Source organism: Ruegeria sp. AB7, from assembly GCF_056542625.1.
This window is the reverse complement of the sequence record NZ_JBQGAC010000001.1, coordinates 43,094-65,881: the sequence shown is the minus strand read 5'-3', so window position 1 is coordinate 65,881 and position 22,788 is coordinate 43,094. Positions and strand designations below refer to the sequence as shown.

Annotated in this window: 24 protein-coding genes; 11 read left to right on the top strand and 13 right to left on the bottom strand. The window is 58.8% G+C overall.

Going from position 1 to position 22,788, the window contains the following annotated elements; translation table 11 throughout:
• The first annotated feature begins 54 nt into the window (after positions 1–54).
• From ftsY to ACR0EN_RS00365, 4 genes are all read left to right on the top strand, one after another.
• Positions 55–1,194: a signal recognition particle-docking protein FtsY gene (gene ftsY, locus ACR0EN_RS00380; RefSeq protein ID WP_170817610.1), complete on the top strand. Its 1,140-nt coding sequence runs from the start codon at positions 55–57 to the stop codon at positions 1,192–1,194.
• Between the two features lie 88 nt (positions 1,195–1,282).
• Positions 1,283–2,185 (top strand): EamA family transporter, encoded by a 903-nt coding sequence (locus tag ACR0EN_RS00375; RefSeq protein ID WP_480584687.1) that lies wholly within the window; start codon positions 1,283–1,285, stop codon positions 2,183–2,185.
• A gap of 16 nt (positions 2,186–2,201) precedes the next feature.
• Positions 2,202–2,807, top strand: a complete 606-nt coding sequence (locus tag ACR0EN_RS00370; protein ID WP_170393548.1) for an inner membrane-spanning protein YciB — start codon at positions 2,202–2,204, stop codon at positions 2,805–2,807.
• A 109-nt stretch (positions 2,808–2,916) separates the two neighbouring features.
• Positions 2,917–3,585: a Crp/Fnr family transcriptional regulator gene (locus ACR0EN_RS00365; RefSeq protein ID WP_170393550.1), complete on the top strand. Its 669-nt coding sequence runs from the start codon at positions 2,917–2,919 to the stop codon at positions 3,583–3,585.
• 229 nt (positions 3,586–3,814) lie between these two features.
• Here ACR0EN_RS00365 and ACR0EN_RS00360 read toward each other — a convergent pair whose 3' ends face one another.
• From ACR0EN_RS00360 to rpiA, 6 genes are all read right to left on the bottom strand, one after another.
• A complete protein-coding gene (locus tag ACR0EN_RS00360) occupies positions 3,815–5,257 on the bottom strand; it encodes a Do family serine endopeptidase (protein WP_480585660.1) in 1,443 nt (480 codons plus the stop codon).
• Positions 5,258–5,436: 179 nt separating this feature from the next.
• Entirely contained in the window at positions 5,437–5,631 is a 195-nt protein-coding gene (locus ACR0EN_RS00355; protein WP_170393554.1) for a DUF2065 domain-containing protein, read from the bottom strand.
• Positions 5,631–6,527 carry a protease modulator HflC gene (gene hflC, locus ACR0EN_RS00350; protein WP_170393556.1) on the bottom strand — a complete coding sequence of 299 codons (897 nt, stop codon included), beginning with the start codon at positions 6,525–6,527 and terminating at the stop codon, positions 5,631–5,633. The genes ACR0EN_RS00355 and hflC overlap by 1 nt, the downstream gene beginning before the upstream one ends.
• Positions 6,527–7,669, bottom strand: coding sequence for an FtsH protease activity modulator HflK (gene hflK / locus ACR0EN_RS00345; RefSeq protein WP_170393723.1), 1,143 nt, complete (start codon positions 7,667–7,669; stop codon positions 6,527–6,529). Before hflK ends, hflC begins: the two co-directional genes overlap by 1 nt.
• A 72-nt stretch (positions 7,670–7,741) precedes the next feature.
• Positions 7,742–9,100 (bottom strand): glutathione-disulfide reductase, encoded by a 1,359-nt coding sequence (gor, locus tag ACR0EN_RS00340; protein ID WP_480584684.1) that lies wholly within the window; start codon positions 9,098–9,100, stop codon positions 7,742–7,744.
• A 129-nt stretch (positions 9,101–9,229) separates the two neighbouring features.
• Positions 9,230–10,015 (bottom strand): ribose-5-phosphate isomerase RpiA, encoded by a 786-nt coding sequence (rpiA, locus tag ACR0EN_RS00335; protein ID WP_480584681.1) that lies wholly within the window; start codon positions 10,013–10,015, stop codon positions 9,230–9,232.
• 167 nt (positions 10,016–10,182) lie between these two features.
• Between rpiA and ACR0EN_RS00330 the strand changes: the two genes are divergently transcribed.
• Genes ACR0EN_RS00330 through ACR0EN_RS00315 form a run of 4 tightly spaced genes read left to right on the top strand, consistent with a single transcriptional unit; the run spans position 10,183 to position 13,663 of the window.
• Positions 10,183–10,884: a glutathione S-transferase family protein gene (locus tag ACR0EN_RS00330; protein ID WP_480584679.1), complete on the top strand. Its 702-nt coding sequence runs from the start codon at positions 10,183–10,185 to the stop codon at positions 10,882–10,884.
• Position 10,885: 1 nt separating this feature from the next.
• Positions 10,886–12,259 carry an L-serine ammonia-lyase gene (locus ACR0EN_RS00325; protein ID WP_170511074.1) on the top strand — a complete coding sequence of 458 codons (1,374 nt, stop codon included), beginning with the start codon at positions 10,886–10,888 and terminating at the stop codon, positions 12,257–12,259.
• Between the two features lie 27 nt (positions 12,260–12,286).
• On the top strand, positions 12,287–12,703 hold the full coding sequence (locus tag ACR0EN_RS00320; protein WP_170421044.1) for a GFA family protein: 417 nt from the start codon (positions 12,287–12,289) through the stop codon (positions 12,701–12,703).
• 45 nt (positions 12,704–12,748) lie between these two features.
• Positions 12,749–13,663 (top strand): DMT family transporter, encoded by a 915-nt coding sequence (locus ACR0EN_RS00315; RefSeq protein WP_170563387.1) that lies wholly within the window; start codon positions 12,749–12,751, stop codon positions 13,661–13,663.
• Here the strand turns inward: ACR0EN_RS00315 and ACR0EN_RS00310 are convergent.
• Positions 13,608–14,315 (bottom strand): thiamine diphosphokinase, encoded by a 708-nt coding sequence (locus ACR0EN_RS00310; protein WP_480584674.1) that lies wholly within the window; start codon positions 14,313–14,315, stop codon positions 13,608–13,610. The genes ACR0EN_RS00315 and ACR0EN_RS00310 overlap by 56 nt on opposite strands.
• 120 nt (positions 14,316–14,435) lie before the next feature.
• Here ACR0EN_RS00310 and ACR0EN_RS00305 point away from each other — a divergent pair, with 120 nt between their 5' ends.
• Positions 14,436–16,109, top strand: coding sequence for a hypothetical protein (locus ACR0EN_RS00305; protein WP_170817873.1), 1,674 nt, complete (start codon positions 14,436–14,438; stop codon positions 16,107–16,109).
• Between the two features lie 98 nt (positions 16,110–16,207).
• On the opposite strand, the gene ACR0EN_RS00300 is transcribed toward ACR0EN_RS00305, so the two are convergent.
• The 6 genes from ACR0EN_RS00300 to nthA form a co-directional block, all read right to left on the bottom strand.
• On the bottom strand, positions 16,208–16,915 hold the full coding sequence (locus ACR0EN_RS00300) for a YfaZ family protein (protein ID WP_170626079.1): 708 nt from the start codon (positions 16,913–16,915) through the stop codon (positions 16,208–16,210).
• A 79-nt stretch (positions 16,916–16,994) separates the two neighbouring features.
• A complete protein-coding gene (locus ACR0EN_RS00295; RefSeq protein ID WP_170510671.1) occupies positions 16,995–17,237 on the bottom strand; it encodes a DUF2842 domain-containing protein in 243 nt (80 codons plus the stop codon).
• A complete protein-coding gene (locus tag ACR0EN_RS00290; protein WP_170465502.1) occupies positions 17,237–18,529 on the bottom strand; it encodes an adenylosuccinate synthase in 1,293 nt (430 codons plus the stop codon). Before ACR0EN_RS00290 ends, ACR0EN_RS00295 begins: the two co-directional genes overlap by 1 nt.
• Positions 18,530–18,749: 220 nt before the next feature.
• Complete coding sequence (locus ACR0EN_RS00285) at positions 18,750–19,079, bottom strand: nitrile hydratase accessory protein (RefSeq protein WP_170563403.1); 330 nt, start codon at positions 19,077–19,079, stop codon at positions 18,750–18,752.
• Entirely contained in the window at positions 19,076–19,753 is a 678-nt protein-coding gene (nthB, locus tag ACR0EN_RS00280) for a nitrile hydratase subunit beta (RefSeq protein WP_480584670.1), read from the bottom strand. The genes ACR0EN_RS00285 and nthB overlap by 4 nt, the downstream gene beginning before the upstream one ends.
• Positions 19,750–20,364 (bottom strand): nitrile hydratase subunit alpha, encoded by a 615-nt coding sequence (gene nthA, locus ACR0EN_RS00275; protein WP_170510681.1) that lies wholly within the window; start codon positions 20,362–20,364, stop codon positions 19,750–19,752. Before nthA ends, nthB begins: the two co-directional genes overlap by 4 nt.
• Before the next feature lie 151 nt (positions 20,365–20,515).
• Here nthA and secG point away from each other — a divergent pair, with 151 nt between their 5' ends.
• Positions 20,516–20,884 carry a preprotein translocase subunit SecG gene (secG, locus tag ACR0EN_RS00270; protein WP_480584667.1) on the top strand — a complete coding sequence of 123 codons (369 nt, stop codon included), beginning with the start codon at positions 20,516–20,518 and terminating at the stop codon, positions 20,882–20,884.
• 159 nt (positions 20,885–21,043) lie between these two features.
• Positions 21,044–22,687 (top strand): CTP synthase, encoded by a 1,644-nt coding sequence (locus ACR0EN_RS00265; protein WP_170421030.1) that lies wholly within the window; start codon positions 21,044–21,046, stop codon positions 22,685–22,687.
• The last annotated feature ends 101 nt before the right edge of the window (positions 22,688–22,788 follow it).

Genomic DNA, 22,788 nt, shown 5'->3' with positions numbered 1-22,788 from the left:
TTGCAACTGCCTTCAATCCACATTAGGTGAGGGGAACACCTGCGGAGATCAAAAATGGCGTTTTTCTCAAAGCTCAAGGACAAGCTGTTCAAATCCTCATCGCGCCTCGAAGAGGGGCTGGATGCAATTGTCGAGGATGGCGGCGAGGAAACCCCAAATCCTGATCCGGTGATCCACGAACCTGAGCCCGAACCGCAACCGGTTCCCGAAGTGCCGGAACCCACGCCCGCGCCCCAACCGGTCGAGCCTCCCGCTCCGATCCCGGCTGATCCCACACCGGCGCCTCCACCCCCAGAGGTTCCAGAATCCAAGGGTTTGATGGGTCGCCTGTTCGGCCGAAATGAATCCAAGACCGTTGTCCGCCGCACGCTGGATGACGACATGCTGGAGCAACTCGAAGAGCTTCTGATCGCCTCGGATATGGGCGTCGACACCGCCTTGCGCGTTACGTCCAACATGGCCGAGGGCCGCTTTGGCCGCAAACTCTCGACCCAGGAAATCAAACAGCTGCTGGCGCAGGAGGTTGCCCGCGTGATGGAACCCGTGGCCAAACCAATGCCGATCTACCCCAAACGCCCGCAAGTGGTGCTGGTTGTTGGCGTCAACGGTTCGGGCAAAACTACGACAATCGGTAAGCTTGCCAGCCAGTTCAAAGCCGCCGGCAAGAAAGTCGTCATCGCCGCCGGAGACACATTCCGCGCCGCCGCCGTCGAGCAGCTGCAGGTCTGGGGTGACCGCGCAGGCGTTCCAGTGCTCACCGCCCCCGAAGGCTCCGACCCTGCTTCGCTGGCCTTTGATGCGCTGACCAAAGCGCAGAACGAAGGTGCCGACCTGCTGATGATCGACACAGCAGGCCGCCTGCAAAACCGCGCCGACCTGATGGAAGAGCTGGCCAAAATCGTCCGCGTCATCCGCAAGGTTGACGACACCGCACCGCACAACACTCTGCTGGTGCTGGACGCCACCACCGGGCAAAACGCCCTCAGTCAGGTCGAAACCTTCCGCAAACTGGCCGATGTCTCGGGCCTCGTGATGACCAAACTGGACGGCACAGCCAAAGGCGGCGTGCTGGTCGCCCTCGCCGACAAGTTCGGCCTTCCGATCCACGCCATTGGTGTCGGTGAGCAAATCGACGACCTCGCCCCGTTTGATCCCGAAGAATTCGCCGCCGCCCTGACGGGCCTACAATCCTGATCCGCCCCTTCATCTGGCCGAAAATACCTTCGGGGGGCGTGGGGGGCAGACAGCCCCCCACTCTCTCCGCCCAAGCGAAAGCCCCGATTTGAGCGACTGGCTGATCTCCCTCGAAGGCACCGAAGCAGGCCACCAGCTCGCCCTCGCGCTCGCGCTGATGGCGGCCTTCCTGCATGCGGTTTTCGGTGCACTGCAAAAAGGCCGCCACGACCCGTGGATGTCGCGCGGGGCGATCGATGCCTGCTACTGCCTTATGGCGATACCATTCGCCTTCTTCATCGTGCCATGGCCCGAACCTTACATGTGGCCGATCTTTGGCGTCGTCTGGCTGATCCATATCGGCTATAAAGTGCTGCAGGCGATGGCCTACACCAAAGGCTCCTATACCGTTGTCTATCCGGTCGTGCGCGGTACTGGCCCGCTCTTCACCGTGATCGGAGCCTATCTTTTGTTCGGTGAAACCTTCTCGGCCATCCAATGGCTTGGAGTCGCGACGCTTCTTGCGGGTATCTTCGGCCTTGCCGCCTATAACCTGTGCTACCTTGAGACTAATCGAGATACGCTGCAAATCGCGCTTGTGCTGGCGGTCGTCACGGGCCTCTTCGTGGCGCTCTATACGACCTATGATGCCTACGGTATCCGCGCTACGGCCGACCCGTTCACCTTCCTTGCGTGGTTCTTCATGATCGACGGGGCCGCGATGCCGATCTATGCTGCGCTCAGATACCGCGCTATGACCCACCGCCCGGCACTTGGCCCCCTGATGCTGCGCGGGTTCGCGGGCGGTATAATCGCGCCGATGTCCTTCGGTGCCATCATGCTCGCCACACGGCTCGACAAGGTCGGAGAAGCGGCGGTCCTGCGCGAAACCTCCACCGTCTTCGCCGCCCTCATCGGCTGGCTGGTGCTGAAAGAAACCGTAGGGCCCAGACGCATCGCGTTGATGGCATTGATTGCACTCGGCGCCGTAATAGTTGAAATGGGCGGGTAAGCAGCAGGTTGGAATCATGGCAGAGAAAAAAGACATCAACCCTTTCCTCAAACAGGTACTGGAACTTGGGCCTCCGCTTGCCTTCTTTTTCATCTACCTGCGCCTGCGTGATGACAATTTCGTGATCGGCGGCACCGAGTATTCGGGCTTTATCGTCGCCACCATCCTGTTCGTGCCTCTGATGCTGGCTGCCATGGGCATCCTCTGGTACCTGACCGGCAAGCTCAGCCGGATGCAGATTTTCACCGCATTCATGGTGATTTTCTTCGGCGGCCTCACCGCGTGGTTCAATGACGAGCGGTTTTTCAAGATGAAAACAACACTGGTCTATGGCTTCTTTTCCGCCATCCTCGGGATCGGGCTTTTGCAGGGGAAATCCTACCTGGCATATGTTCTGGACGAGATGCTACCCATGCAGCACGAGGGCTGGATGATCCTCACCCGGCGTCTGTGTGCCTGTTTCGCAGTACTGGCCGCAGCCAATGAATTGGTCTGGCGCACGATGTCAACGGACCTATGGGTCAAGATCGAAACCTTCGGCTTTCCCATTGCCTTGATGGCGTTTCTGATGATGCAGTTCAACCTGCTACAAAGCTATATGGATGATCCCGACAAGCAATAACTGTTCTTGCCCAAGCGTAACAAGCTAACAAAATTTCTTGGCTTAAGCTTGAAGCTGTGAAAAGTTGGGTCACCACCCGCACCACTCAACCCCGGAGATCAGCGCCCGAATGATGGCATTTCCCAACAGTGGATTCCTGTCCGAAGCCTCTGAAGAGCTGCGCACCATGCTGGCAGCCCAGGCCACCGAAGTCACATTGGATCGGGGCGATGTCCTGTTCGAGCAGGACGATGAAGGCGATGCGCTCTATGCCATTCTTTCCGGTGCGCTCGAAGTGTCATTTCTTGCGTCGAGCGGGCGCAAGCTGTCTCTCAGCATGATGCGCCCAGGTGAGGTGTTCGGGGAAATCGCGTTGTTCGACAGCGGTCCCCGCACCGCAACCGTTACTGCAGCTGAGCCCTCCAAAGTCCTGCGCGTTCGCCAGAAAGACATGATGGCGCAGATCCGGGAACATCCTGACCTTGCGGTGGATCTGATCCGCTTGGCCGGTCTTCGCATGCGTTATATGGGCGCTCAATTGAACGAGCAGGTATTCCTGCCAATGCCGATCCGACTGGCGCGCAAGCTTTTGCACCTGGCAGGACAACAGGACAGCCCAACGGCACGTATCACGCTTTCGCAGAGTGAATTGGCCGAATTTGTCGGTGCGACGCGTGAGGCAGTGTCAAAGACCATTTCGACATGGAAACGCGACAATGTCGTCGAAGCTTCGCGCGGCGGGCTGCAGATCCACGACTTTGACGCGCTGCGGCAACTGGCCGAATCCGATTTAATCTAAATTTTCGGCACAGATGTGATCCGCTTCACATACGCAGCTTTAAGATTGCCCTAAGGTCAATCCCGTTACCGTAGGAGGTCGGTTTTATCATCCCCGATATCTGTCCACCGACCTCTCCCTGTACAGAGCCATATGCCTTCCCCGGCATATGGCTTTTTTCTTAACGAAGTATGAAAAAGGCCGGGAAAATATCCCGACCTTCTAATTTCGGATCTGTTCGCTGAGTTTATTATTCTAGGCTCAGCGCTACGAACCGGGGTTCCCCGCCCCGCCGCACCAGCAGCAACAGAGATTTGCGTCCTGCTTCACGCGCCTCATCCATCCGCGTCTCCAGATCAGTGATCGAAGTCACCTTCTGCTGCCCCGCCTCAGTGATAAGATCACCGGCGCGCAGACCCTTTTCAAAGGCTTCCGAGGATTCATCAACATTGGTCACCAACAATCCTTCGGCATCGGCATCCAGACCCAATTCCTCGCGCTGGCTATCCCCCAGCGGAGCGATGGTCAGGCCAAGAATATCCTTGTCTTCCTCAGTCGGCGTTTCGGCTTCCGGCTCTTCGCCGTTCTCGGCACGTTCGGCGTCTTCGCGGCGGCCCAGCGTCACCAGCACGGTCTGGGTGCCTCCATCACGGTGCACGACCACACGCACAGATTTGCCAACGGTGGTCTCTCCCACCTGCCGCACAAGGCCGCGTGTATCCTCGACCTCGACGCCATCAAAGCTGATGATCACGTCTCCGGCCAGCAGGCCCGCTTCTTTTGCCGGGCCGTCCGGTACATCGCTGATCAACGCACCTCCGGGTTTGTCCAGCCCCATCGCCTCGGCCATATCCTCGGTCACGTCCTGAATGCGCACGCCCAACCAACCGCGGCGGGTCTCCCCGAACTCACGCAGTTGATCAACGACCTTGATCACCACGTTCGAAGCCATCGAGAAACCAATCCCGATCGAGCCGCCATTGGGCGACAGGATCGCAGTATTTACGCCGATCACCTCGCCATTCATGTTGAACAGCGGCCCACCCGAGTTGCCCCGGTTGATCGCAGCATCGGTCTGGATGTAGTCATCATATGACCCGCTCAGTGCCCGATTCCGGGCCGAGATAATCCCTGCTGACACCGAAAAGCCCTGCCCCAGCGGGTTGCCCATCGCGATCACCCAATCGCCCACGCGGGCAATGTCGCTGTCACCGAACTGCACGTATTTCAGCGGCCCTTTCGCCTCGACTTTCAGCAGCGCGATGTCGGTCTTTTCGTCCCGGCCGATTACCTTGGCAACCAAATCTTTCGCGGGCTGACCATCACCGGGAAAAAACTCGACCAATATCTCATCGGCTTCGGCAATCACGTGATTGTTGGTGACGATATAGCCGTCTTCCGAGATCACGAAGCCCGAGCCCAGCGCATTGCTGCGACGTGGACGATTTTCATTGTCCCCGCCATTGCGATCCTGAAACTCTCGGAAAAAGTCTTCGAATGGTGAGCCCTCAGGCACGATCCCTTGCGGGCCAGTCTGGCCTTCGATCAGCGTCGACGTGGTGATATTGACCACCGCAGGGCTAATCTGTTCAGCCAGCGGCGCCAGGCTATCACCCCGCGCCTGCGCGGACACCGATTGAGCCAAAACCAGCAGCACCCCCACTAAGGTCAGCCACATCAGCCGCATCTTCATAACAAAATCGTCCCGTCGGACGGACACACTGCGCGCCTTAGCCTGCACTTGGGGTCTCCTTGTTGACTAATTCTCTGTTGGCATCACCCGGATGCCCTTCTTTGCAACCAATGTAGTCAGTTTGTCCCGGCCCGCAACTCGGGATCGCGGGGAAATCACCGGTGCGTGAAACCATCGCATCAAAAACCGACCTGATATGCGCCCCACAGCAGCACCAGCCCACTGACCACACAAAGCAGCCCGACCAGCCGCCGCGCCTGTTCCGGCAACGCGCGCAGCGCCTCAAGCATGCGTTCTATAAGCGAAGGGGCCAGCGCATAGGCCAGCCCCTCGACAATCAGTACCAGCCCGAAGGCCAGAAGGATCATGCCCATCACTCAGCGGCCGCAGCTGCCGGTGCCCGACGCCCGGTCGGAGAAGCAAGGTAGTTGAAGAACTCCGAGTCCGGGCTCAGGATCAACGAGCTGTTGCTGCCTTGCAGAGCGTTCTCGTAAGCAGTGAGCGACCGGTAGAATTCAAAGAATTCCGGATCGGCACCATAGGCTTCGGCGAAGATCGCGTTGCGTTCGGCATCGGCCTCACCGCGAATGATCTCGGCCTCACGGTTGGCGTCGGAAACCAGTTCAACCACGGTCCGGTCGGCCTGCGCGCGCACTCGCTGCGCGGCTTCGTTACCGCGGGCGCGTTCGTCGGTCGCTTCACGTTCACGTTCCGCCTTCATCCGGTCAAACGTCGCCTCAAGGTTGGCCTGCGGCAGATCGGTCGCCTTCAGACGCACGTCGATTACGTTCACGCCCAGCGCACGTGCCTGTGCAATCGCGCTGTTGCGGATACGCAGCATCAGCGCGGCACGATCCGAACTCAGGATGTCTCGGGACGAAACCGAACCCAGCACTTCGCGGGTTTCGGCGCGCAGGATGCGGTCCAGACGATCCTCGGCAACCGGGATACCGCCGACACCAACGGCCTGACGGAACTGTTCCAGATCAGAAATCCGGTAGCGTGCGAAGGCATCGACCACCAGACGACGATCGTCCAGAGGCGTCACTTCCAGCGGCTGAACGTCAATCGACAGGATACGGTCGTCATACCGCACCACTTCCTGAATCAGCGGGATTTTGAATGCCAGCCCCGGATCTTCCTTAACCGCAACAACGCGACCAAATTGCAGAACCAGAGCGCGCTCACGCTCGTCCACGATGAAGATCGAGGACAGAACACCGACTATCGCAAGAAAGATGATCGGCAGAATAAACGTTGTCTTACGCATCAGTTGCTCTCCCCTGCAGGGTTACGGCGCAACTCGTTGAGCGGCAGATAAGGCACAACGCCCTGCCCCGATCCTGTCGAGTTTTCATCCAGAATGATCTTGTCCACGTCACCCAGCACCTGCTCCATGCGTTCCAGATACAGACGTTTGCGGGTCACATCAGGTGCTTTGGAATACTCCTCCAAAACCGCGCTAAAGCGGCTGGCTTCACCCTGTGCACCGTTGATCTGCTGGGCACGATAAGCTTCAGCCTCTTCCAGTACCTGCGCGGCTTCACCACGCGCCTCAGCGAGAACGCGGTTGGCATAGGCGTCAGCGACGTTCTGCAACCTGTCACGCTCCTGCGCGGCGGCCTGAACGTCGCGGAACGCGGCAATCACGTCCTGCGGTGGGTCAGCCTTGTCAAAGTTCACACGAACGATGTTCACACCCGAATCGTAGCTGTCCATTGTCTCTTGGATCAGTTCCTGCAGGCGATCAGCAATGATACCGCGATCCCGGTTCAGGATCGGCGCAAGTTCGCTCTGCGCAATAATCTCACGCATCGCCGATTCAGACACGGCGCGGATCGTCTGGCGCGGATCACGCAGGTTGAACAGGAATTTCGCCGGGTCATTGATGTTCCAGACAACCTGATAGTCGATATCGACCACATTCTCGTCGCCGGTCAGCATCAGACCATCGTCGCTGCCACGGGCACCGCCCATGTCTTCGTTCTGTTCGCGGGTGACCGGAATGACCTCGGCGGTCACAAACGGCCAAGGCGCAAAGTTCAGACCCGGATTTCCGACAGCCGAGAACTCACCCAGAAACAGTTCGACAGATTGTTCTTCGGGTTTGACTGTATAAAAGCTTGCTAGCCCCCACAGACCTGCCGCAACCAACAGACCGATCGCTACGGTTCCCTTAGTAAACGCGGGGCCACCGCCGCCGCCCGAACCATTTGTACCACGGCCACCGCCGCCACGACCGCCCATCAGGACGCGTAGCTGTTCCTGGCCCTTTTTCATCAGCTCATCGATCTCGGGGATCTGCGGGCCGTCACCTTCGGGGGGCTTGCGCCCATCCCCGTTATTACCCCGATTTCCTCCGCCTCCGGATGAGCCTCCGCCCCCCCAGGGGCCGCCGCTGTTGCCCGCCATATGTATCTTTTCCCTTGTGTTGGACCGTGTGATCACGGGTTCCCTTGTAACGTGTGTGCGCGCGCTTGCAAATCAAGCCGTGCGCACAGGTTGCCGCATTGTCACCAGTTCTTCGGCCATCACCGGATGAACTGCAACCGTACGGTCGAAATCTTCTTTGGTGGCACCCATCTTTACGGCAATTCCGGCAAGTTGGATCATCTCACCCGCGCCCGGCGCAACGATGTGACAGCCGAGTATTTTCCGCGTCTCTTGCGACACGATCAGCTTCATCAGCACGCGCTGTGTGCCTCCTGCAAACGCCTTCTGCATGGGCTTGAATGAGGTCGCATAAACCTCAATCGGTTCCTGTTCCGCAGCCGCTTCCTCGCTGAGGCCCACAGTACCCATTTCCGGCTGGGTAAAGATGGCGGTCGGGATCAGTTCGTGATCAACGGGCGTTGGGTTGCCTTTAAAGACGGTCTCGACAAAGGCCATGCCTTCGCGGATCGCCACAGGGGTCAGGTTCACCCGATCGGTTACATCACCAATGGCAAAGATCGAGGGCACGCCTGTCTGGCTGTACTCATCCACGATGATCTCACCCTTGCGACCGCGCGCGACGCCCAAAGCCTCAAGCCCCAGATCATCCGCATTCGGCGCGCGACCCGTGGCATACATCACAACGTCGAACAGCTGCTCGGAGCCATTTGTGGCCTTCACCCAGATTTTGTCGCCTTGCTTTTTCATCTCAAGCACGTTGGTACCCAGATGCAGATCGATCCCGTTCTGGCACATCTCTTCACTGATCAGCCCGCGCGCCTCATCATCAAAGCCCCGCAGAATCTGCGCCCCGCGATAGAACTGAGTCGTTTTGACCCCCATCCCATTCATGATCCCGGCAAATTCACAGGCGATATAGCCACCGCCAACGATCAGCATGGATTCGGGCAGTTCCTCCAGGTGGAAAATCTCATTCGAGGTGATCGCAAGATCAGATCCGGGGAACTCGGGTACAACCGGACGACCGCCCGTTGCGACAAGAATATGCTTGGCTGTCTTGCGGGTACCATCAGCCAGTTCCACCGTATGCGGATCAACGACATGGGCGCGCTTGTCGAAACTCTCGACACCATTGTTCTTCAGGATATTGCGGTAGATACCTTCCAACCGATCGAGCTCTGCGTGCAGCTTAACTTTGAAAGTGTTCCAGTTGAACGCACCCGGCTGCATGTCCCAGCCATAAGCCTGCGCGTCCCCGACCGTATCCGCGAACTCGCTGGCGAAAACCATCAGCTTCTTGGGTACACAGCCACGGATCACGCAGGTTCCGCCGTAACGATCCTCTTCCGCCAGAGCCACCTTGGCGCCGTTTTCACCCGCCGCCACCCGTGCCGCGCGAACTCCGCCCGAGCCGCCTCCGATGACGAACAGATCATAGTCAAAGCTCATGTACGAGTTCCTTTTATTCCGCGTGGCCAAAATTCACTGGATATCTGGGCGCAAATCCTGAACTGCCAACCCCTGGCGCGGGAAATAGTGATTTTTCTTCTGCAGTTTATCGCGCTACTTGCCTGATCTTTAGTCCGCCAGATCGGAAAACAGGTTGTCCCCACCGTCACCCAGCATATCGGTCAGGACTGTACCCTCATTGATATCACGCAATTCGACCCGGCCATCGCCATAACCAATGAGAACCTTGTCGCAAATATCAATGAACAGCCCATTTTCGACCACACCCGGGATCTGATTCATCACCAGTGCCAGTTGGCGGGCATTGCCGATCCGCTTGAGATGCAGGTCCAGAATGTGATTGCCCTCATCCGTAACCTTGGGTGCCTCACCGTTCATGCGCAAAGTGACCGAGGTGCCCAGCACATCCATTGTGTCCAGCGCCTCTTCAATCAGGGTGCGGGTGGTCTGCCAGCCGAACGGGATCACCTCGACCGGCAGAGGGAATGCGCCCAGCGTCTCAACCTCTTTGCCTGCATCCGCGATCACCACCATCTGATCGCTGGCTGTGGCCACAATCTTTTCCTGCAACAGCGCAGCACCACCGCCCTTGATCAGGTTGAACTCGCCATCAAACTCATCCGCGCCGTCGATTGTCAGGTCCAACCAGCCGGCCTGATCCAGCGAGACGACCTCGATCCCTTCTTCCCGCGCCAATTGCGCCGTCGCGGTCGAGGTCGGAACCCCCTTGATTTTCAACCCTTCATCGCGCACCCGTTCACCCAGGCGGCGCACCAACCATGCGGCGGTCGAGCCTGTCCCCAATCCCACACGCATCCCCTCCTGAACAAGATCGGCGGCGCGACAGGCAGCAACGTATTTCGCTTTGTCGATGGGCGACAAGTCTCTGGTCATGGCAGCTTCCCCCAAGAATACTGCCAGACTTATACGGAATGCCCCGCGCAACTGCGAGAGGCAAAACACTCCGCACCTGTGCTAACATGTCGCTGAAATACGCGTTTCCGATAGGAAACGTCGCAATCAGCCTCTATTGTGATCGCCAGACCCCCTAGATAGTCGCCATGGAATCGCCATACCGCCTGCACTACGCCCCCGACAACGCCTCGCTGGTGATCCGACTGGCGCTGGAAGAGATGGGCCTACCCTATGAGACCATACTGGTCGATCGCGCCCGTGATGCACAGAATAGTGCGGCGTATCGGGCGTTGAATCCGAACGGGCTGATCCCGGTGCTGGAGACGCCCCAGGGTCCGATCTTCGAGACCGCCGCAATCCTGCTGTGGCTGGCTGATACGCATGGGCAATTGGCCCCGACACAGGTCAGCCCTGATCGGGCGGCATTCCTGAAGTGGCTGTTCTTCGCCTCTAATACCCTGCATGCCGATCTGCGAATCCTGTTCTATGCCGAGAAATACATCGCGGCAGATCAGGCCGATACACTACGCTCCGGCATCCGCCCCCGGCTGCGGCAGCACCTGAAACTGCTGGATGCTCAGGCCCAAAAAGCGCCCGACTGGTTCAGTGCTGATCACCCTTCAGTCCTGACGATATATGTCGCCTGCATGATGCGCTGGATGGCGCTCTATCCCGCTAAGGCGGACCGCAGCTGGTATCAACTCGCCGACACGCCTTATCTGCAAAAAATCCTGATGCAGCTAGAATCAAACCCGTCGACCCGCGCAGCTATTGCCGCCGAGGGGCTGGGGGTCACTCCCTTCACCTCGCCGACCTACGCCAACCCTCCAGAAGGCTCAGCTACCTGATATGTTTCTCTCTGTCTTCGATATGTTCAAAGTGGGCATCGGCCCATCTTCTTCCCACACCATGGGTCCGATGGTGGCCGCCGCACGGTTCCTTGACCTGATGCGCGCCTCACCGTTCGAGTTTTCGGGCCTGCGCGGCTCGTTGCACGGCTCGCTGGCCTTTACCGGCGTCGGCCACGCCACCGACCGCGCTACAATTCTGGGCCTCGCCGGGTTTGTGCCTGACACCTATGACAACGACAAGGCCGAAGCCACACTGGCAGCTATCGCAGAATCCCATACGGTGACACCCGAAGGCCTGCCGACGCTGAGCTTTGATCCCAAAGCCGATCTGATCTTCGACTACGACAACAATCTGCCCGGTCATGCCAATGGTATGATCCTGATGGCCACTGACGCACAAGGCGATGTCATCCTGCGTCAGGTCTACTACTCCATCGGTGGAGGATTTGTTCTTACGGAAGAGGAATTGGCCGAAGGCAAGGCAACTGACGAAGGTGCGCCTGTGCCCTTCCCGTTCAAATCCGCCGCCGAAATGCTGCAAATGGCCAAAGACAACGGTAAAAGCATCGCTCAGATGAAGCGCGAAAATGAGATCGCGCGCGGTTGCGCGGATAGCTTTGCCAAAGGCACCGCGCGTCTTTGGCAGGTCATGAATGACTGCATCGAGCGTGGGCTAAAAACGGATGGCATCCTGCCCGGTGGTCTCAGCGTGCGCCGCCGCGCCAAAGGCATTCACGATGCCCTGCTGGCGGAACGCGGCATGAACCTGAATGCCCCGCATACGATCAACGACTGGATGAGCGTCTACGCCATGGCCGTGAACGAGGAAAACGCAGCCGGTGGGCAGGTTGTCACCGCCCCTACAAATGGCGCGGCGGGCGTGCTGCCATCAGTTCTGCGCTATTACCTCGATCACGTGCCCGGCGCGTCCGAAAGCCATGTCGAGGATTTCCTGCTGACCGCCGCCGCCATCGGTGGTCTGGTCAAGTTCAACGCTTCGATCTCGGGCGCCGAAGCGGGCTGTCAGGCCGAGGTTGGCAGCGCGTCAGCCATGGCTGCGGCAGGCATGTGCGCCGTGATGGGCGGTACGCCTGAGCAGGTTGAAAACGCCGCCGAGATCGCGTTGGAACATCACCTTGGCATGACCTGCGACCCAGTCGCGGGCCTTGTGCAGGTGCCGTGTATCGAGCGCAACGGATTGGGCGCGATCAAGGCCGTTTCAGCCGCATCGCTGGCGCTTCGCGGCGACGGCAAGCACTTTATGCCTTTGGACGCGGCCATTGAAACGATGCGCCAGACCGGCGAGGATATGCACGAGAAATACAAAGAAACATCTTTGGGCGGGTTGGCCGTCAACGTGCCGAACTGCTGATCTGACAGCAAGAACAAGTGGGGTGACATGCGCGGACATTGCCTGTGCGGCAAGATTGGATACGAGGTTGACCCTCCGGTTCTGTCCTGTGTCACATGCCATTGCGACAGCTGCCGTCGCCAATGCGCCGCTCCGATGACCACCTATTTCGGCGTGCGCGACGGCAATTGGCGCTGGACCGGTGAGCAGCCGAAACGCTTCAATTCCTCACCTGGAGTCGAGCGCAGTTTCTGCCCCCATTGCGGCACGCCGATTTCCTTCCGGTCCACGGTGATGTCGGATGTGATGCACCTCTACGTCGCGACACTGGAAAATCCCGAAGTACTCAGCCCGACCTTGCATGTCGCGCACGAGGAAAAGCTTAGCTGGCTGCAGCTTGGTGACGGCCTGCCCACCTGCATCGGCCCGGATTACACCAAAGTCCAACCCCTGCCCGACACCTGAGATCAGAGCTTCCCCCTCTGCCGCGAAACCGCTAGCGTCGCGCACATGACTCAGGATCGCCCCGTTCTCGGCATCATATTGATGCTCGGTTTTTGCGTGCTCGCACCGCTTGGTGACGGGATGGCAAAGCTGTTGGGTGAAACCACAGCTTTGGGACTGCTGGTACTGGTTCGGTTTGCTGTTCAGGCGATGATCTTGATCCCACTGATCGCGATGACCGGCAAGCCATGGAAGATGACGCCGCGCGTTTTGCGCCTGACGATGATCCGCACCCTTCTGCACATCATTGGGATCGCAGCTATGTTCACAGCGCTGCAATATATGCCGCTGGCCGATACCGTGGCCATCGCCTTTGTAATGCCCTTCATCATGCTGCTTTTGGGCAAATACGTTCTGGGCGAACAGGTCGGCCCCCGACGTCTGGTCGCCTGTGTCGTAGGATTCATCGGCACCTTGCTGGTCATCCAACCCAGCTTTGCACAAGTGGGCGCGCCTGCCTTGTTGCCCTTGATCGTCGCAGTGGTCTTCGCCCTGTTCATGCTGGTTACGCGGCAGATCGCCAAGGAAACAGACCCGGTTGCACTGCAGGCGGTATCGGGGGCCATGGCTACCGTCTTTTTGCTTCCGATTGTCCTGCTGGGTTCCCAGATCGGCCTGCCAGCAATGTCCCTGACGATGCCCACGGCCGAGACGCTCTGGCTGCTACTGGGGATCGGTGTGCTGGGCACCGTGGCGCATCTACTTATGACATGGTCTCTGCGCTATGCGCCGTCTGCGACTCTGGCCCCGATGCAATATCTAGAGATTCCGGTCGCCACCCTGATCGGCTGGCTGATCTTCCACGATCTGCCAAACGGGCTGGCCGCGCTGGGCATCGGCATCACCATCGCCGCCGGGCTCTACGTTATCCTGCACGAGCGGGCCAACGCTCGGTCCGGCCCGACTGAAACGCCTGCATGACCTGATCCAACGCCGCGCGCGGCAGGATCGTCAGCAACCCGGGTCCATCGACCTCAAGCGTTAGCGCGCCTAGCGCTCGGTTTGAGGTTCCGACCTGCCCGTCCGGTTCTAGCACCAGATCATCAATCGGCCATTCCAGCCCCTCGCTGCGCCCGGTCACCCGCCGCAGCGGAAACAATGAAACCGTGTCTCCTGCTGTGAGCTCCAGACTGATCCTGGGTGGCGCATGAAAGACAATTTCTCGTGCGCCCAACAGGACACAAGGCCGATCCTGCAACCGAACCAGAGTATTGAACGCCACCAACTGATGATCCACCCGCGCGCCCAGAAATCCTGCTGCCAGCACCACAGGCGCATCCATATTGCGCAGCGCCTTGTCAAAATCGGTGCTGTTCTGCTCGGATATCCGGAACAACTGATCCTTGGGAATCCGGGCCCGATATTCTGCCGTAATCGAGTCCAAATCGCCGATCACTGCGTCCGGCATCCGTCCCGAATCAATCAACGCAGCCGCACCGCCATCCGCCGCAACGGCAGAATTGACGCGATTTAGCACCAGATTCACATCCTCTGAACAGATTTCGCCCCCACCAAACAGCCCGATTGGCCCGCCAGAGCGAACAATTGCCCCATTTTCCACAAGATTGACCATATTTTCCAGTTTTGGACATAATGAAACCACAAAATGATAGCTTCATGGCTAGAGTTTCGAGTCGGTTGCCCCTGCTGTGTCTGGTAATCGACCTGGTAGTTTGTAAAGGACATGCGTCTGATGGTACAGAACAACAAGGTACTCACCGTTTCATACGGCACCTTCTCGTGCACCCTCGAAGGCTTTGACGATTCATTTGAAACAATGAAGGCGATCGCCGAGTATTTCCGGGACCTTGCAGCGGATGACCGATACTTCGGATCGGAACCTCCTCAGCCTGACGCCGAGATGCTGACCCGGATCGCACAGCGGGACGCCGCACAGAAGGTTGAAGCCAGCCAGAACGAGACCGGCCTGTTGCTGCGCGCAACGGAAACCGCCCCGGTTGCAGCACCGACCCCCGCTGCAATTGCGCCAGCCACAGCACCTGAACCTGTTCAGCCTGTCGCGGATGTTGTTCCCCCTGCTCCGTCTGCTCCGCAATCCGAAGATGCTCCCGCCGCTGACAGCATCGCAGCCAAGCTGCAGCGAATCCGGGCTGTTGTTTCGCATTCCGATGCTGCCCCTGCCGGATACTCTGAAGACGAAGACGTCAGCTATCTGCAGCCCGTGAAGCCAAAGGTAGATGCAATTTCTGCCGCTTTTGAGTCCGGCGCGCTGAGCCCGGCCGATCTGGAAGACACTGCTACGGACGACGCTCCGGCAACGGCCCCACAGGTCGAACAGCCTGCCGAACCCGAGCAAATGGCAACCATCGCCGAGCTGCCCGTTCAGGACGAAGAACCTATCGCACCTGCCACCAACGAGCAGGACGAAGTCGAAGCAGCCCCGATCATCTCACCGGCGATTACTGCCGAACTTGAAGACGAGGACGAAGCGCCCGAACAGCCGGCAGCCGATGTCACGGACAAGGACGTGTTGTTCTCGGACCTCGACGACGAATCTGAAACTGAAGACGAAGGCCCCTCAAACATCCTGAATGACCAGGACAACACCGACGAAGATGAAACAACACCGGATCTTACCGGCCTCGCCCATGGCGTCATCTCGGCCGAGGATGAGGCGCTGCTGCTTGACGAAATGGCGCTGGTAGAAACCGAGCTGGCGGCAAACACGACGGCTGAGCTGCCCGATATGACGGGTCTGGATCAGGACGTCTCGCGCCTGATGGACGAAGCGGGCGCGCATATGGATGATCCTGCCACCAGCGGCCAGCGCGAAACATATTCTCACCTGCGCACTGCCGTTGCTGCAACCGAAGCAGACCGCGAAGATGGCGCAGACAAATCTCAGACCCCCGAGGATGATTATCGCGGTGATCTGGCCTCGGTCGTCAATCCACGCCGACCCGAGATCGAGGTCACCAGTGAACGCCCCACCCCTGATGCTGCGGCACCATTGAAATTGGTGGCTGAACAGCGGGTGGATACCGAAACGGCTGACACTGGCCCGGTGACACCGCGCCGTGTCACCTCGGCGGACGAGGAATCTGCAGATGAAGAAGGTGGTTTTGCAGCCTTTGCGCAAGAACAGGGTGCCCAATCACTACTCGACCTGCTGGAAGCTGCCGCAGCTTATTTGTCCTTCATCGAAGGTCAGGAGCAGTTCTCACGTCCACAGCTGATGAACAAAGTTCGCTCGCTCAAGCAGGACTCGTTCAACCGCGAAGAAAGCTTGCGCTCATTCGGTCAGTTGCTGCGGGACGGCAAGATCGAAAAGGCCGGAGGTGGCCGTTTCGCCGCCTCAACCCAAATCGGGTTCCGCCCGAACGACGACGAGCGTGCCGCTGGCTGACACCAAGATTCCCCAATACCCCCTCAAGACAAAATTGGGCCAGAGGAAACTCTGGCCCTTTTTCGTTCCGTGGCTGGCAGCCAAAAAGCCAATCAAGTTCAGAAGTTGAACGCCAGCGCCACGTAAGGGCCGGTCAGGATCAGATCAATCACATCGCGCCCGTCTTCAAACTCAACATCCAGATGGCGATACCCGCCCGCAACGTTGATATTCTCACGCCACTTCCAACTAGCCTGCACCAGCGCCTCCCACTGGAATTCCGAGCCATAACCGAAGCCGCCGATATTGCCCATCGCTGTGAGGCTCCAGCGGTCATTCAGCGCGTAGTTATAGCGTGCGCCGATCAACGGGTCGGTCCAGCTTTGATCTGTGCTGAAGGTGCGATCCAGCACGGTGGTCGAAACATCCAGGTCCCAATGGCGCAGCCCGGCCAACGCTTCCAACCGTGACTGATCATCCTGATAGACCGCATAGCTGGCCGCCAGTGAGACCATCGTGCCCTCAAGATCCCAACTGGCTGCATCGTCGAACCGACCGACCGAGACATCGTCACCCAAATTGAGATAATTGAACTCACCACCAATGGTCCAACGCCCATTTCGGGCCTGACCAGCGATCAGGAACGCGCCCTTCAGAATGTCGAAGATCGAGGTATCCCCGTTCACCGGCGGGTTTGGTCCCACGTCCAGTGAGGTTCTGAATTCCGGCCCCCAGAAATAAGGCGCAATGGTATAGCGCCAATCATCGGCCTGAGCGCTGCTCGCGATACATGTTGTGGTAACCGCCGCTAATACCCGGTTTTTCATGCCCTATCTGCCTCTGGTTGCCGCGAAAGAAAGTCGCAAACATCGTGCCACGCAGAAGACACCAAGACAATCGGGCGGCTTAGCTTTGATCTTGATCCGGGTCCTCTTTGCCCACCCCGCGGAAGACAAATTTGAACGGCAACGCCCAGACAATGCCAAGCGCGACATATACCAGAAGTTCCAGCCAGATCGGCGGGCGATCCAGCCAGTTCACGATTGTCACAACCGCAACGATATAGACGGGGAGCCCGATCAGCAGCAGCACCAATGACCACCGCCGACGTGCCTTATAGCTGAGGCCGGGTTTGTCGTTGCTGCTCATCAATCTGCAAACGGGTCGGTCACAAGAATGGTGTCCTCCCGCTCCGGGCTGGTGGACAAAAGGGCGACCGGACATTCGATCAATTCCTCGACGCGGCGCACGTATTTGATCGCGTTCGCAGGCAAGTCTGCCCAACTGCGCGCGCCTTCGGTGGATTCGCTCCAGCCCGGCATCTCTTCGTAAATCGGCGTGCAACGTGCTTGCTGGTCGGCGGCGGTCGGCAGATAGTCCAGACGATTGCCATCCAGCTCATACCCGACACAAATTTTCAGCGTCTCGAACCCGTCCAACACATCCAGCTTGGTCAGGGAGATGCCGTTCACACCGCTGGTCGCGCAGGTTTGGCGTACCAGACAGGCATCGAACCAACCACAACGGCGTTTGCGCCCCGTCGTGGTGCCGAACTCATGCCCCCGTTCGCCCAGGCGTTGGCCATCTTCGTCGTCTAATTCGGTTGGGAAAGGCCCCTCACCCACGCGGGTCGTGTACGCCTTGACGATGCCCAAAACGAAGTCGATCGAACCCGGTCCAATCCCAACGCCTGTCGAGGCCTGGCCCGCAATCACATTCGACGATGTCACAAACGGATAGGTCCCGAAATCGATATCCAGCAGCGCACCCTGTGCGCCTTCGAACAGGATTCGCTTGCCTGCCTTGCGCTTCTCGTTCAGCACCTTCCACACCGGTGCTGCGAAAGGCAAAATCTGCGGCGCGATCTCTTTCAACTGCGCGATCAACGCATCCCGGTCAATCGGCTCAAGCCCCAAACCATTGCGCAGCGCATTGTGATGGACCAAGGCCCGATCGACCCGCAGCGCCAGCGTCGCATCATCAGCCAGATCAGCCACCCGGATTACACGCCGACCAACCTTGTCTTCATAGCATGGACCGATCCCGCGACCGGTCGTGCCGATCTTGGCCACCGAGTTCTGGCTTTCGCGCGCACGATCCAGCTCGCCATGGAACGGTAGGATCAGCGGGGTGTTCTCGGCAATCATCAGCGTCTCGGGCGTGATATCGACACCCTGCGCGCGGATGGTACCGATCTCTTTGATCAGGTGCCAAGGGTCCAAAACGACCCCATTGCCGATCACGCTCAGCTTTCCACCGCGTACGACGCCCGAAGGTAGCGCATGCAGTTTGTAAACCTCACCCTCAATGACCAGCGTGTGCCCGGCATTATGTCCACCCTGAAAACGCGCGATCACATCCGCTCGCTCACTGAGCCAGTCGACGATCTTGCCTTTTCCTTCGTCGCCCCACTGGGCGCCGACAACAACCACGTTGGCCATATCCGGTCCTTTTGCGCTGAATATTCAAACCCGGCTCATATAGCCGGGCACAGACGGCAGGGAAACCGATATTTCGCCGCAGATACAAATCGTGCCGCTCGCGATGCCTCCGGCGGAGGTGTTTTTGGCCTGATGAAGAGCGGATCCCCTGCTTCATCTGGCCAAAAGTACCTCGGGGGAGTCGCCCGGACGGGCGGCGGGGGCAGCGCCCCCTCTGCTTTTAGCGCAAGTGTACGGGATGACCGTGGGGTGTTGTTAGGTAAGCCTCTTCCCATGCATTGCGAAGATCCTGGACATCATCAGTGGGCGCTTCCCCCTGCTCAGCCAGCAGCGCCTCCAAGGTCTCCAACCAAGCGTGAAAGTAATCGTCCCCACCATCCAGATCTTTTTTGAGGCCGTTCCGTTTCAAAGTATTGGAAAACCGTTCCGCCCAGTCCGGCCAATCAAACCGGCCCGCTTCGTTCAAGGCCACTGTGACCGCAAAAACCTGCGCGTGCCAGGGCTCGGCAAAAACCGGCTCGGGGGCCGAGTGAGTGATACAATCGCTCATGCGGGCTCCAAATAAGACTGCCAGAGGTCCAGCACGACTTCATCCGCCGGGTGCTCGGGGTTTGCCCAAAGTTCTGAGGCGGGAAACACGACCGCATATAGCGGCTCGGGGGCTTCACCCAACCCATGGGCGTTGGAATCCGGCAGGACATGAGTGCCATGCAGCCTGAGGATGCGACCCGTTGCACCCGCGGCATAGATCGGCAACCGGGTGTGGCCGCCATCAACCAGTCGATTGGCGCTGTGGCCCAGGGTTCGGACGGCCTGTCCAGCCTGAAACCGAACTTCGACGTTCGACGGGCGATCTGCGGGTCCACCTTTGGCCAAAGCGCCTGCGACGGCGTCAGCCATCAGGGTACGCTCAGTCAGAGGATGAACACCATCCCCGTCAACACCGCGCAAATCATCAAGCGTCAGGACACCCTTTTCGACCAGAAGATCAGCCAGACCAGACATCCATTTCTCATAGTAAGAAAACCGCGCGTAGTCCGTAGGAGACAACCTTTCCCGCGCGTGACGTGAGACATCGATATTCCATTGCCCCAGAAACCCCGCAGCGAGCGTTATCGCCAGCGCCCGACCGTGCCAGTCTTCGGCAAACACCGGCGCGTCTGCGGGTTCCGGGATTACCGGACCATCACCAAAGCGCCCTCCCATATCATGTACGCGCGTCATGACGGCACCTTGGGTAGCCCAGTGCCGATCATGCTGTCGCGGGTGACCAGCGTGGCCAGTTCATCCGCGTCCAATCCTTCTGTGCCCTCTGGGCGCATCGGCAGGACGAGGTAACGAATTTCGGCTGTCGAATCCCAGACGCGGACCGAAGCGCCTTCCGGCAGTGTCACTCCAAATTCGGCAAGAACCTTGCGCGGTTCGCGCACTGCGCGGGCGCGGTAGGCATCGGATTTGTACCAACCTGGCGGAATACCCAGCAGTGGCCACGGGTAACAACTGCACAAGGTGCAGACGACCATATTATGCTGTTCAGGCGTGTTCTCGACGACCACCATATGCTCGCCCTGACGACCGTAATAGCCCAGATCCGCCACGACTGATGTGGCGTCTGCCAGCAGTGAGGCTTTGAAATCGGGATCACTCCAAGCCTTTGCAACAACATGCGCGCCGTTCTGTGGCCCTATCTTGTTCTGATAGGTATCGATGATTTCATCCAGCGCTGCAGGATCAATCAGACCCTTGCGGGTCAGAATCGTCTCAAGCGCTTTGACGCGCAGCGCGGGTTCGGGAGGCAACAGAGCATGCGGGTGGTCGTGATCATCATGTGGCATGAGGCGCAGCCTGCGCGACAGAACAGCGCTCTGTCCAGTCTCTTTGGTGTGATATGAAACATCACCGCACGTGATGCCAACTCGTGACTTGCCCCCGCTGGCAAACTTGCATAAGTACCACGCGATACACGCCACGCTGTACAGGACCACCATGGAAAACGTCGTTCTCATCATCCACCTTCTTCTGGCCTTGGGCCTGATTGTCGTTGTGCTGATGCAACGTTCCGAAGGCGGCGGCCTTGGGATGGGTGGCGGTGGCGGCGGGGCCATGACGGGCCGCGCGGCAGCAACGGCGTTGGGAAAGCTGACATGGATCCTGGCCGCGTGCTTTATCGTCACCTCGATCACGCTGACGATTCTGGCGGCCCAGAAATCTTCTGGCAGCTCGGTGATTGACCGTTTGGGCGTGCCTGCCCCGGCCCCGGCTGAGGAAAGCGCTCCGGCAGTCCCATCGGCAGATGATTTGTTGCCGCCGGCGCAAGGCGACAATGCTCCGCTGATCCCGCAGGCGGCCGACTAAGCCACAAAACCTAGAAAATCATAAGGGAACTGCAACAGCATCTTGCGGTTCTCTTGCGCTATGTGCGCGAATCCTTTATACGTGAAGTCCCGTGATGCAGCGGTTTTTTCGAACCGCCGGGCAGCTAATAATGACGTCTCACGGGAGCAGCCGAAAAACATGGCGCGTTTTATTTTCATCACTGGTGGTGTGGTTTCGTCCTTGGGCAAAGGACTGGCTTCGGCGGCGTTGGGATCGCTGTTGCAGGCCCGGGGATATTCGGTGCGTCTGCGCAAGCTGGACCCCTATCTAAACGTCGATCCGGGCACCATGTCGCCCTTCGAACATGGCGAAGTATTCGTCACCGATGACGGCGCTGAAACCGATCTGGACCTTGGTCATTACGAACGCTTCACCGGTGTGGCGGCACGCAAGACCGACTCGGTCAGCTCGGGGCGGATTTATTCCAATGTGCTGGAGAAAGAGCGCCGTGGAGATTACCTCGGCAAAACCATTCAGGTGATCCCGCACGTCACCAATGAGATCAAGGATTTCATCGCGATTGGCGAGGATGAAGTTGATTTCATGCTCTGTGAAATCGGCGGCACCGTAGGTGATATTGAGGGCCTGCCCTTCTTTGAAGCGATCCGCCAGTTCAGTCAGGACAAGCCGCGCGGTCAGTGTATCTTCATGCACCTGACGTTGCTGCCCTATATCAAAGCCTCGGGCGAGTTGAAAACCAAGCCGACCCAGCATTCGGTGAAAGAGTTGCGCTCGATCGGTCTAGCCCCCGACATTCTGGTCTGCCGGTCCGAGGGACCGATTCCAACCAAAGAACGCGAAAAGCTGGCCCTTTTCTGCAATGTCCGCCCTGACAGCGTGATTGCCGCACAAGACCTCAGCACCATCTACGACGCCCCGCTGGCCTATCACCGTGAAGGTCTGGATCAGGCGGTTCTGGACGCATTCCAGATCAGCCCGGCCCCCAAGCCCGATCTGGCCAAATGGGAAGACGTCAGCGACCGCATCCACAACGCCGAAGGCGAAGTGAAAGTAGCCATCGTCGGCAAATACACCCAGCTTGAAGATGCCTACAAGTCAATTGCCGAGGCCCTGACCCATGGCGGCATGGCCAACCGCGTCCGCGTCAAGATCGAGTGGGTCGATGCCGAGGTGTTTGACAACGAAGACGCCGCACCTCATCTGGAAGGCTTCCACGCCATCCTGGTCCCCGGCGGCTTTGGCGAGCGTGGGACAGAAGGCAAGATCAAGGCCGCTCAATATGCGCGTGAACACAAAGTGCCCTATCTGGGCATCTGTCTGGGCATGCAGATGGCCGTGATCGAAGCCGCACGCAACGCGGCGGGAATCACCGAAGCCGGGTCCGAGGAATTCGACCACGAGGCTGGCAAAAAGCGTTTTGAACCCGTTGTTTACCACCTGAAAGAATGGGTGCAGGGCAACCACAAGGTCGAACGCAAAGTCGGAGACGACAAGGGCGGCACCATGCGTTTGGGCGCCTATAATGCGGTTCTGGCCGAAGGCTCGAAGGTCGCGGAAGTCTATGGCGGCACCCAGATTGAGGAACGCCACCGTCACCGCTACGAGGTCGACATCAAGTACCGCGACAAACTGGAAAAGGCAGGCCTGAATTTCTCGGGCATGTCCCCGGATGGTCGCCTGCCGGAAATCGTCGAATGGTCGGATCACCCATGGTTTATTGGTGTTCAGTATCACCCGGAACTGAAATCCAAACCCTTCGACCCGCACCCCCTGTTCCGCGAATTCGTGCGCGCCGCGAAAGACACCTCGCGACTGGTCTGATCACGGGCCGATAACAGATTTGTACCAGTCGGCGCGAAATATCTTTACGCGCCGGCGGTTTGCACGGTTAACTGCCGCCATAGCAGCGACAGGAGACCGGC

What these genes read in the sequence shown, in the direction of transcription:
- ftsY (WP_170817610.1), top strand. Translation starts at nt 55, where the DNA reads ATGGCGTTTTTCTCAAAGCTCAAGGACAAGCTGTTCAAATCCTCATCG.
- ACR0EN_RS00370 (WP_170393548.1), top strand. Translation starts at nt 2,202, where the DNA reads ATGGCAGAGAAAAAAGACATCAACCCTTTCCTCAAACAGGTACTGGAA.
- ACR0EN_RS00365 (WP_170393550.1), top strand. Translation starts at nt 2,917, where the DNA reads ATGATGGCATTTCCCAACAGTGGATTCCTGTCCGAAGCCTCTGAAGAG.
- ACR0EN_RS00360 (WP_480585660.1), bottom strand. Translation starts at nt 5,257, where the DNA reads ATGAAGATGCGGCTGATGTGGCTGACCTTAGTGGGGGTGCTGCTGGTT.
- ACR0EN_RS00355 (WP_170393554.1), bottom strand. Translation starts at nt 5,631, where the DNA reads ATGGGCATGATCCTTCTGGCCTTCGGGCTGGTACTGATTGTCGAGGGG.
- hflC (WP_170393556.1), bottom strand. Translation starts at nt 6,527, where the DNA reads ATGCGTAAGACAACGTTTATTCTGCCGATCATCTTTCTTGCGATAGTC.
- hflK (WP_170393723.1), bottom strand. Translation starts at nt 7,669, where the DNA reads ATGGCGGGCAACAGCGGCGGCCCCTGGGGGGGCGGAGGCTCATCCGGA.
- gor (WP_480584684.1), bottom strand. Translation starts at nt 9,100, where the DNA reads ATGAGCTTTGACTATGATCTGTTCGTCATCGGAGGCGGCTCGGGCGGA.
- rpiA (WP_480584681.1), bottom strand. Translation starts at nt 10,015, where the DNA reads ATGACCAGAGACTTGTCGCCCATCGACAAAGCGAAATACGTTGCTGCC.
- ACR0EN_RS00330 (WP_480584679.1), top strand. Translation starts at nt 10,183, where the DNA reads ATGGAATCGCCATACCGCCTGCACTACGCCCCCGACAACGCCTCGCTG.
- ACR0EN_RS00325 (WP_170511074.1), top strand. Translation starts at nt 10,886, where the DNA reads ATGTTTCTCTCTGTCTTCGATATGTTCAAAGTGGGCATCGGCCCATCT.
- ACR0EN_RS00320 (WP_170421044.1), top strand. Translation starts at nt 12,287, where the DNA reads ATGCGCGGACATTGCCTGTGCGGCAAGATTGGATACGAGGTTGACCCT.
- ACR0EN_RS00315 (WP_170563387.1), top strand. Translation starts at nt 12,749, where the DNA reads ATGACTCAGGATCGCCCCGTTCTCGGCATCATATTGATGCTCGGTTTT.
- ACR0EN_RS00310 (WP_480584674.1), bottom strand. Translation starts at nt 14,315, where the DNA reads ATGGTCAATCTTGTGGAAAATGGGGCAATTGTTCGCTCTGGCGGGCCA.
- ACR0EN_RS00305 (WP_170817873.1), top strand. Translation starts at nt 14,436, where the DNA reads ATGGTACAGAACAACAAGGTACTCACCGTTTCATACGGCACCTTCTCG.
- ACR0EN_RS00300 (WP_170626079.1), bottom strand. Translation starts at nt 16,915, where the DNA reads ATGAAAAACCGGGTATTAGCGGCGGTTACCACAACATGTATCGCGAGC.
- ACR0EN_RS00295 (WP_170510671.1), bottom strand. Translation starts at nt 17,237, where the DNA reads ATGAGCAGCAACGACAAACCCGGCCTCAGCTATAAGGCACGTCGGCGG.
- ACR0EN_RS00290 (WP_170465502.1), bottom strand. Translation starts at nt 18,529, where the DNA reads ATGGCCAACGTGGTTGTTGTCGGCGCCCAGTGGGGCGACGAAGGAAAA.
- ACR0EN_RS00285 (WP_170563403.1), bottom strand. Translation starts at nt 19,079, where the DNA reads ATGAGCGATTGTATCACTCACTCGGCCCCCGAGCCGGTTTTTGCCGAG.
- nthB (WP_480584670.1), bottom strand. Translation starts at nt 19,753, where the DNA reads ATGACGCGCGTACATGATATGGGAGGGCGCTTTGGTGATGGTCCGGTA.
- nthA (WP_170510681.1), bottom strand. Translation starts at nt 20,364, where the DNA reads ATGCCACATGATGATCACGACCACCCGCATGCTCTGTTGCCTCCCGAA.
- secG (WP_480584667.1), top strand. Translation starts at nt 20,516, where the DNA reads ATGGAAAACGTCGTTCTCATCATCCACCTTCTTCTGGCCTTGGGCCTG.
- ACR0EN_RS00265 (WP_170421030.1), top strand. Translation starts at nt 21,044, where the DNA reads ATGGCGCGTTTTATTTTCATCACTGGTGGTGTGGTTTCGTCCTTGGGC.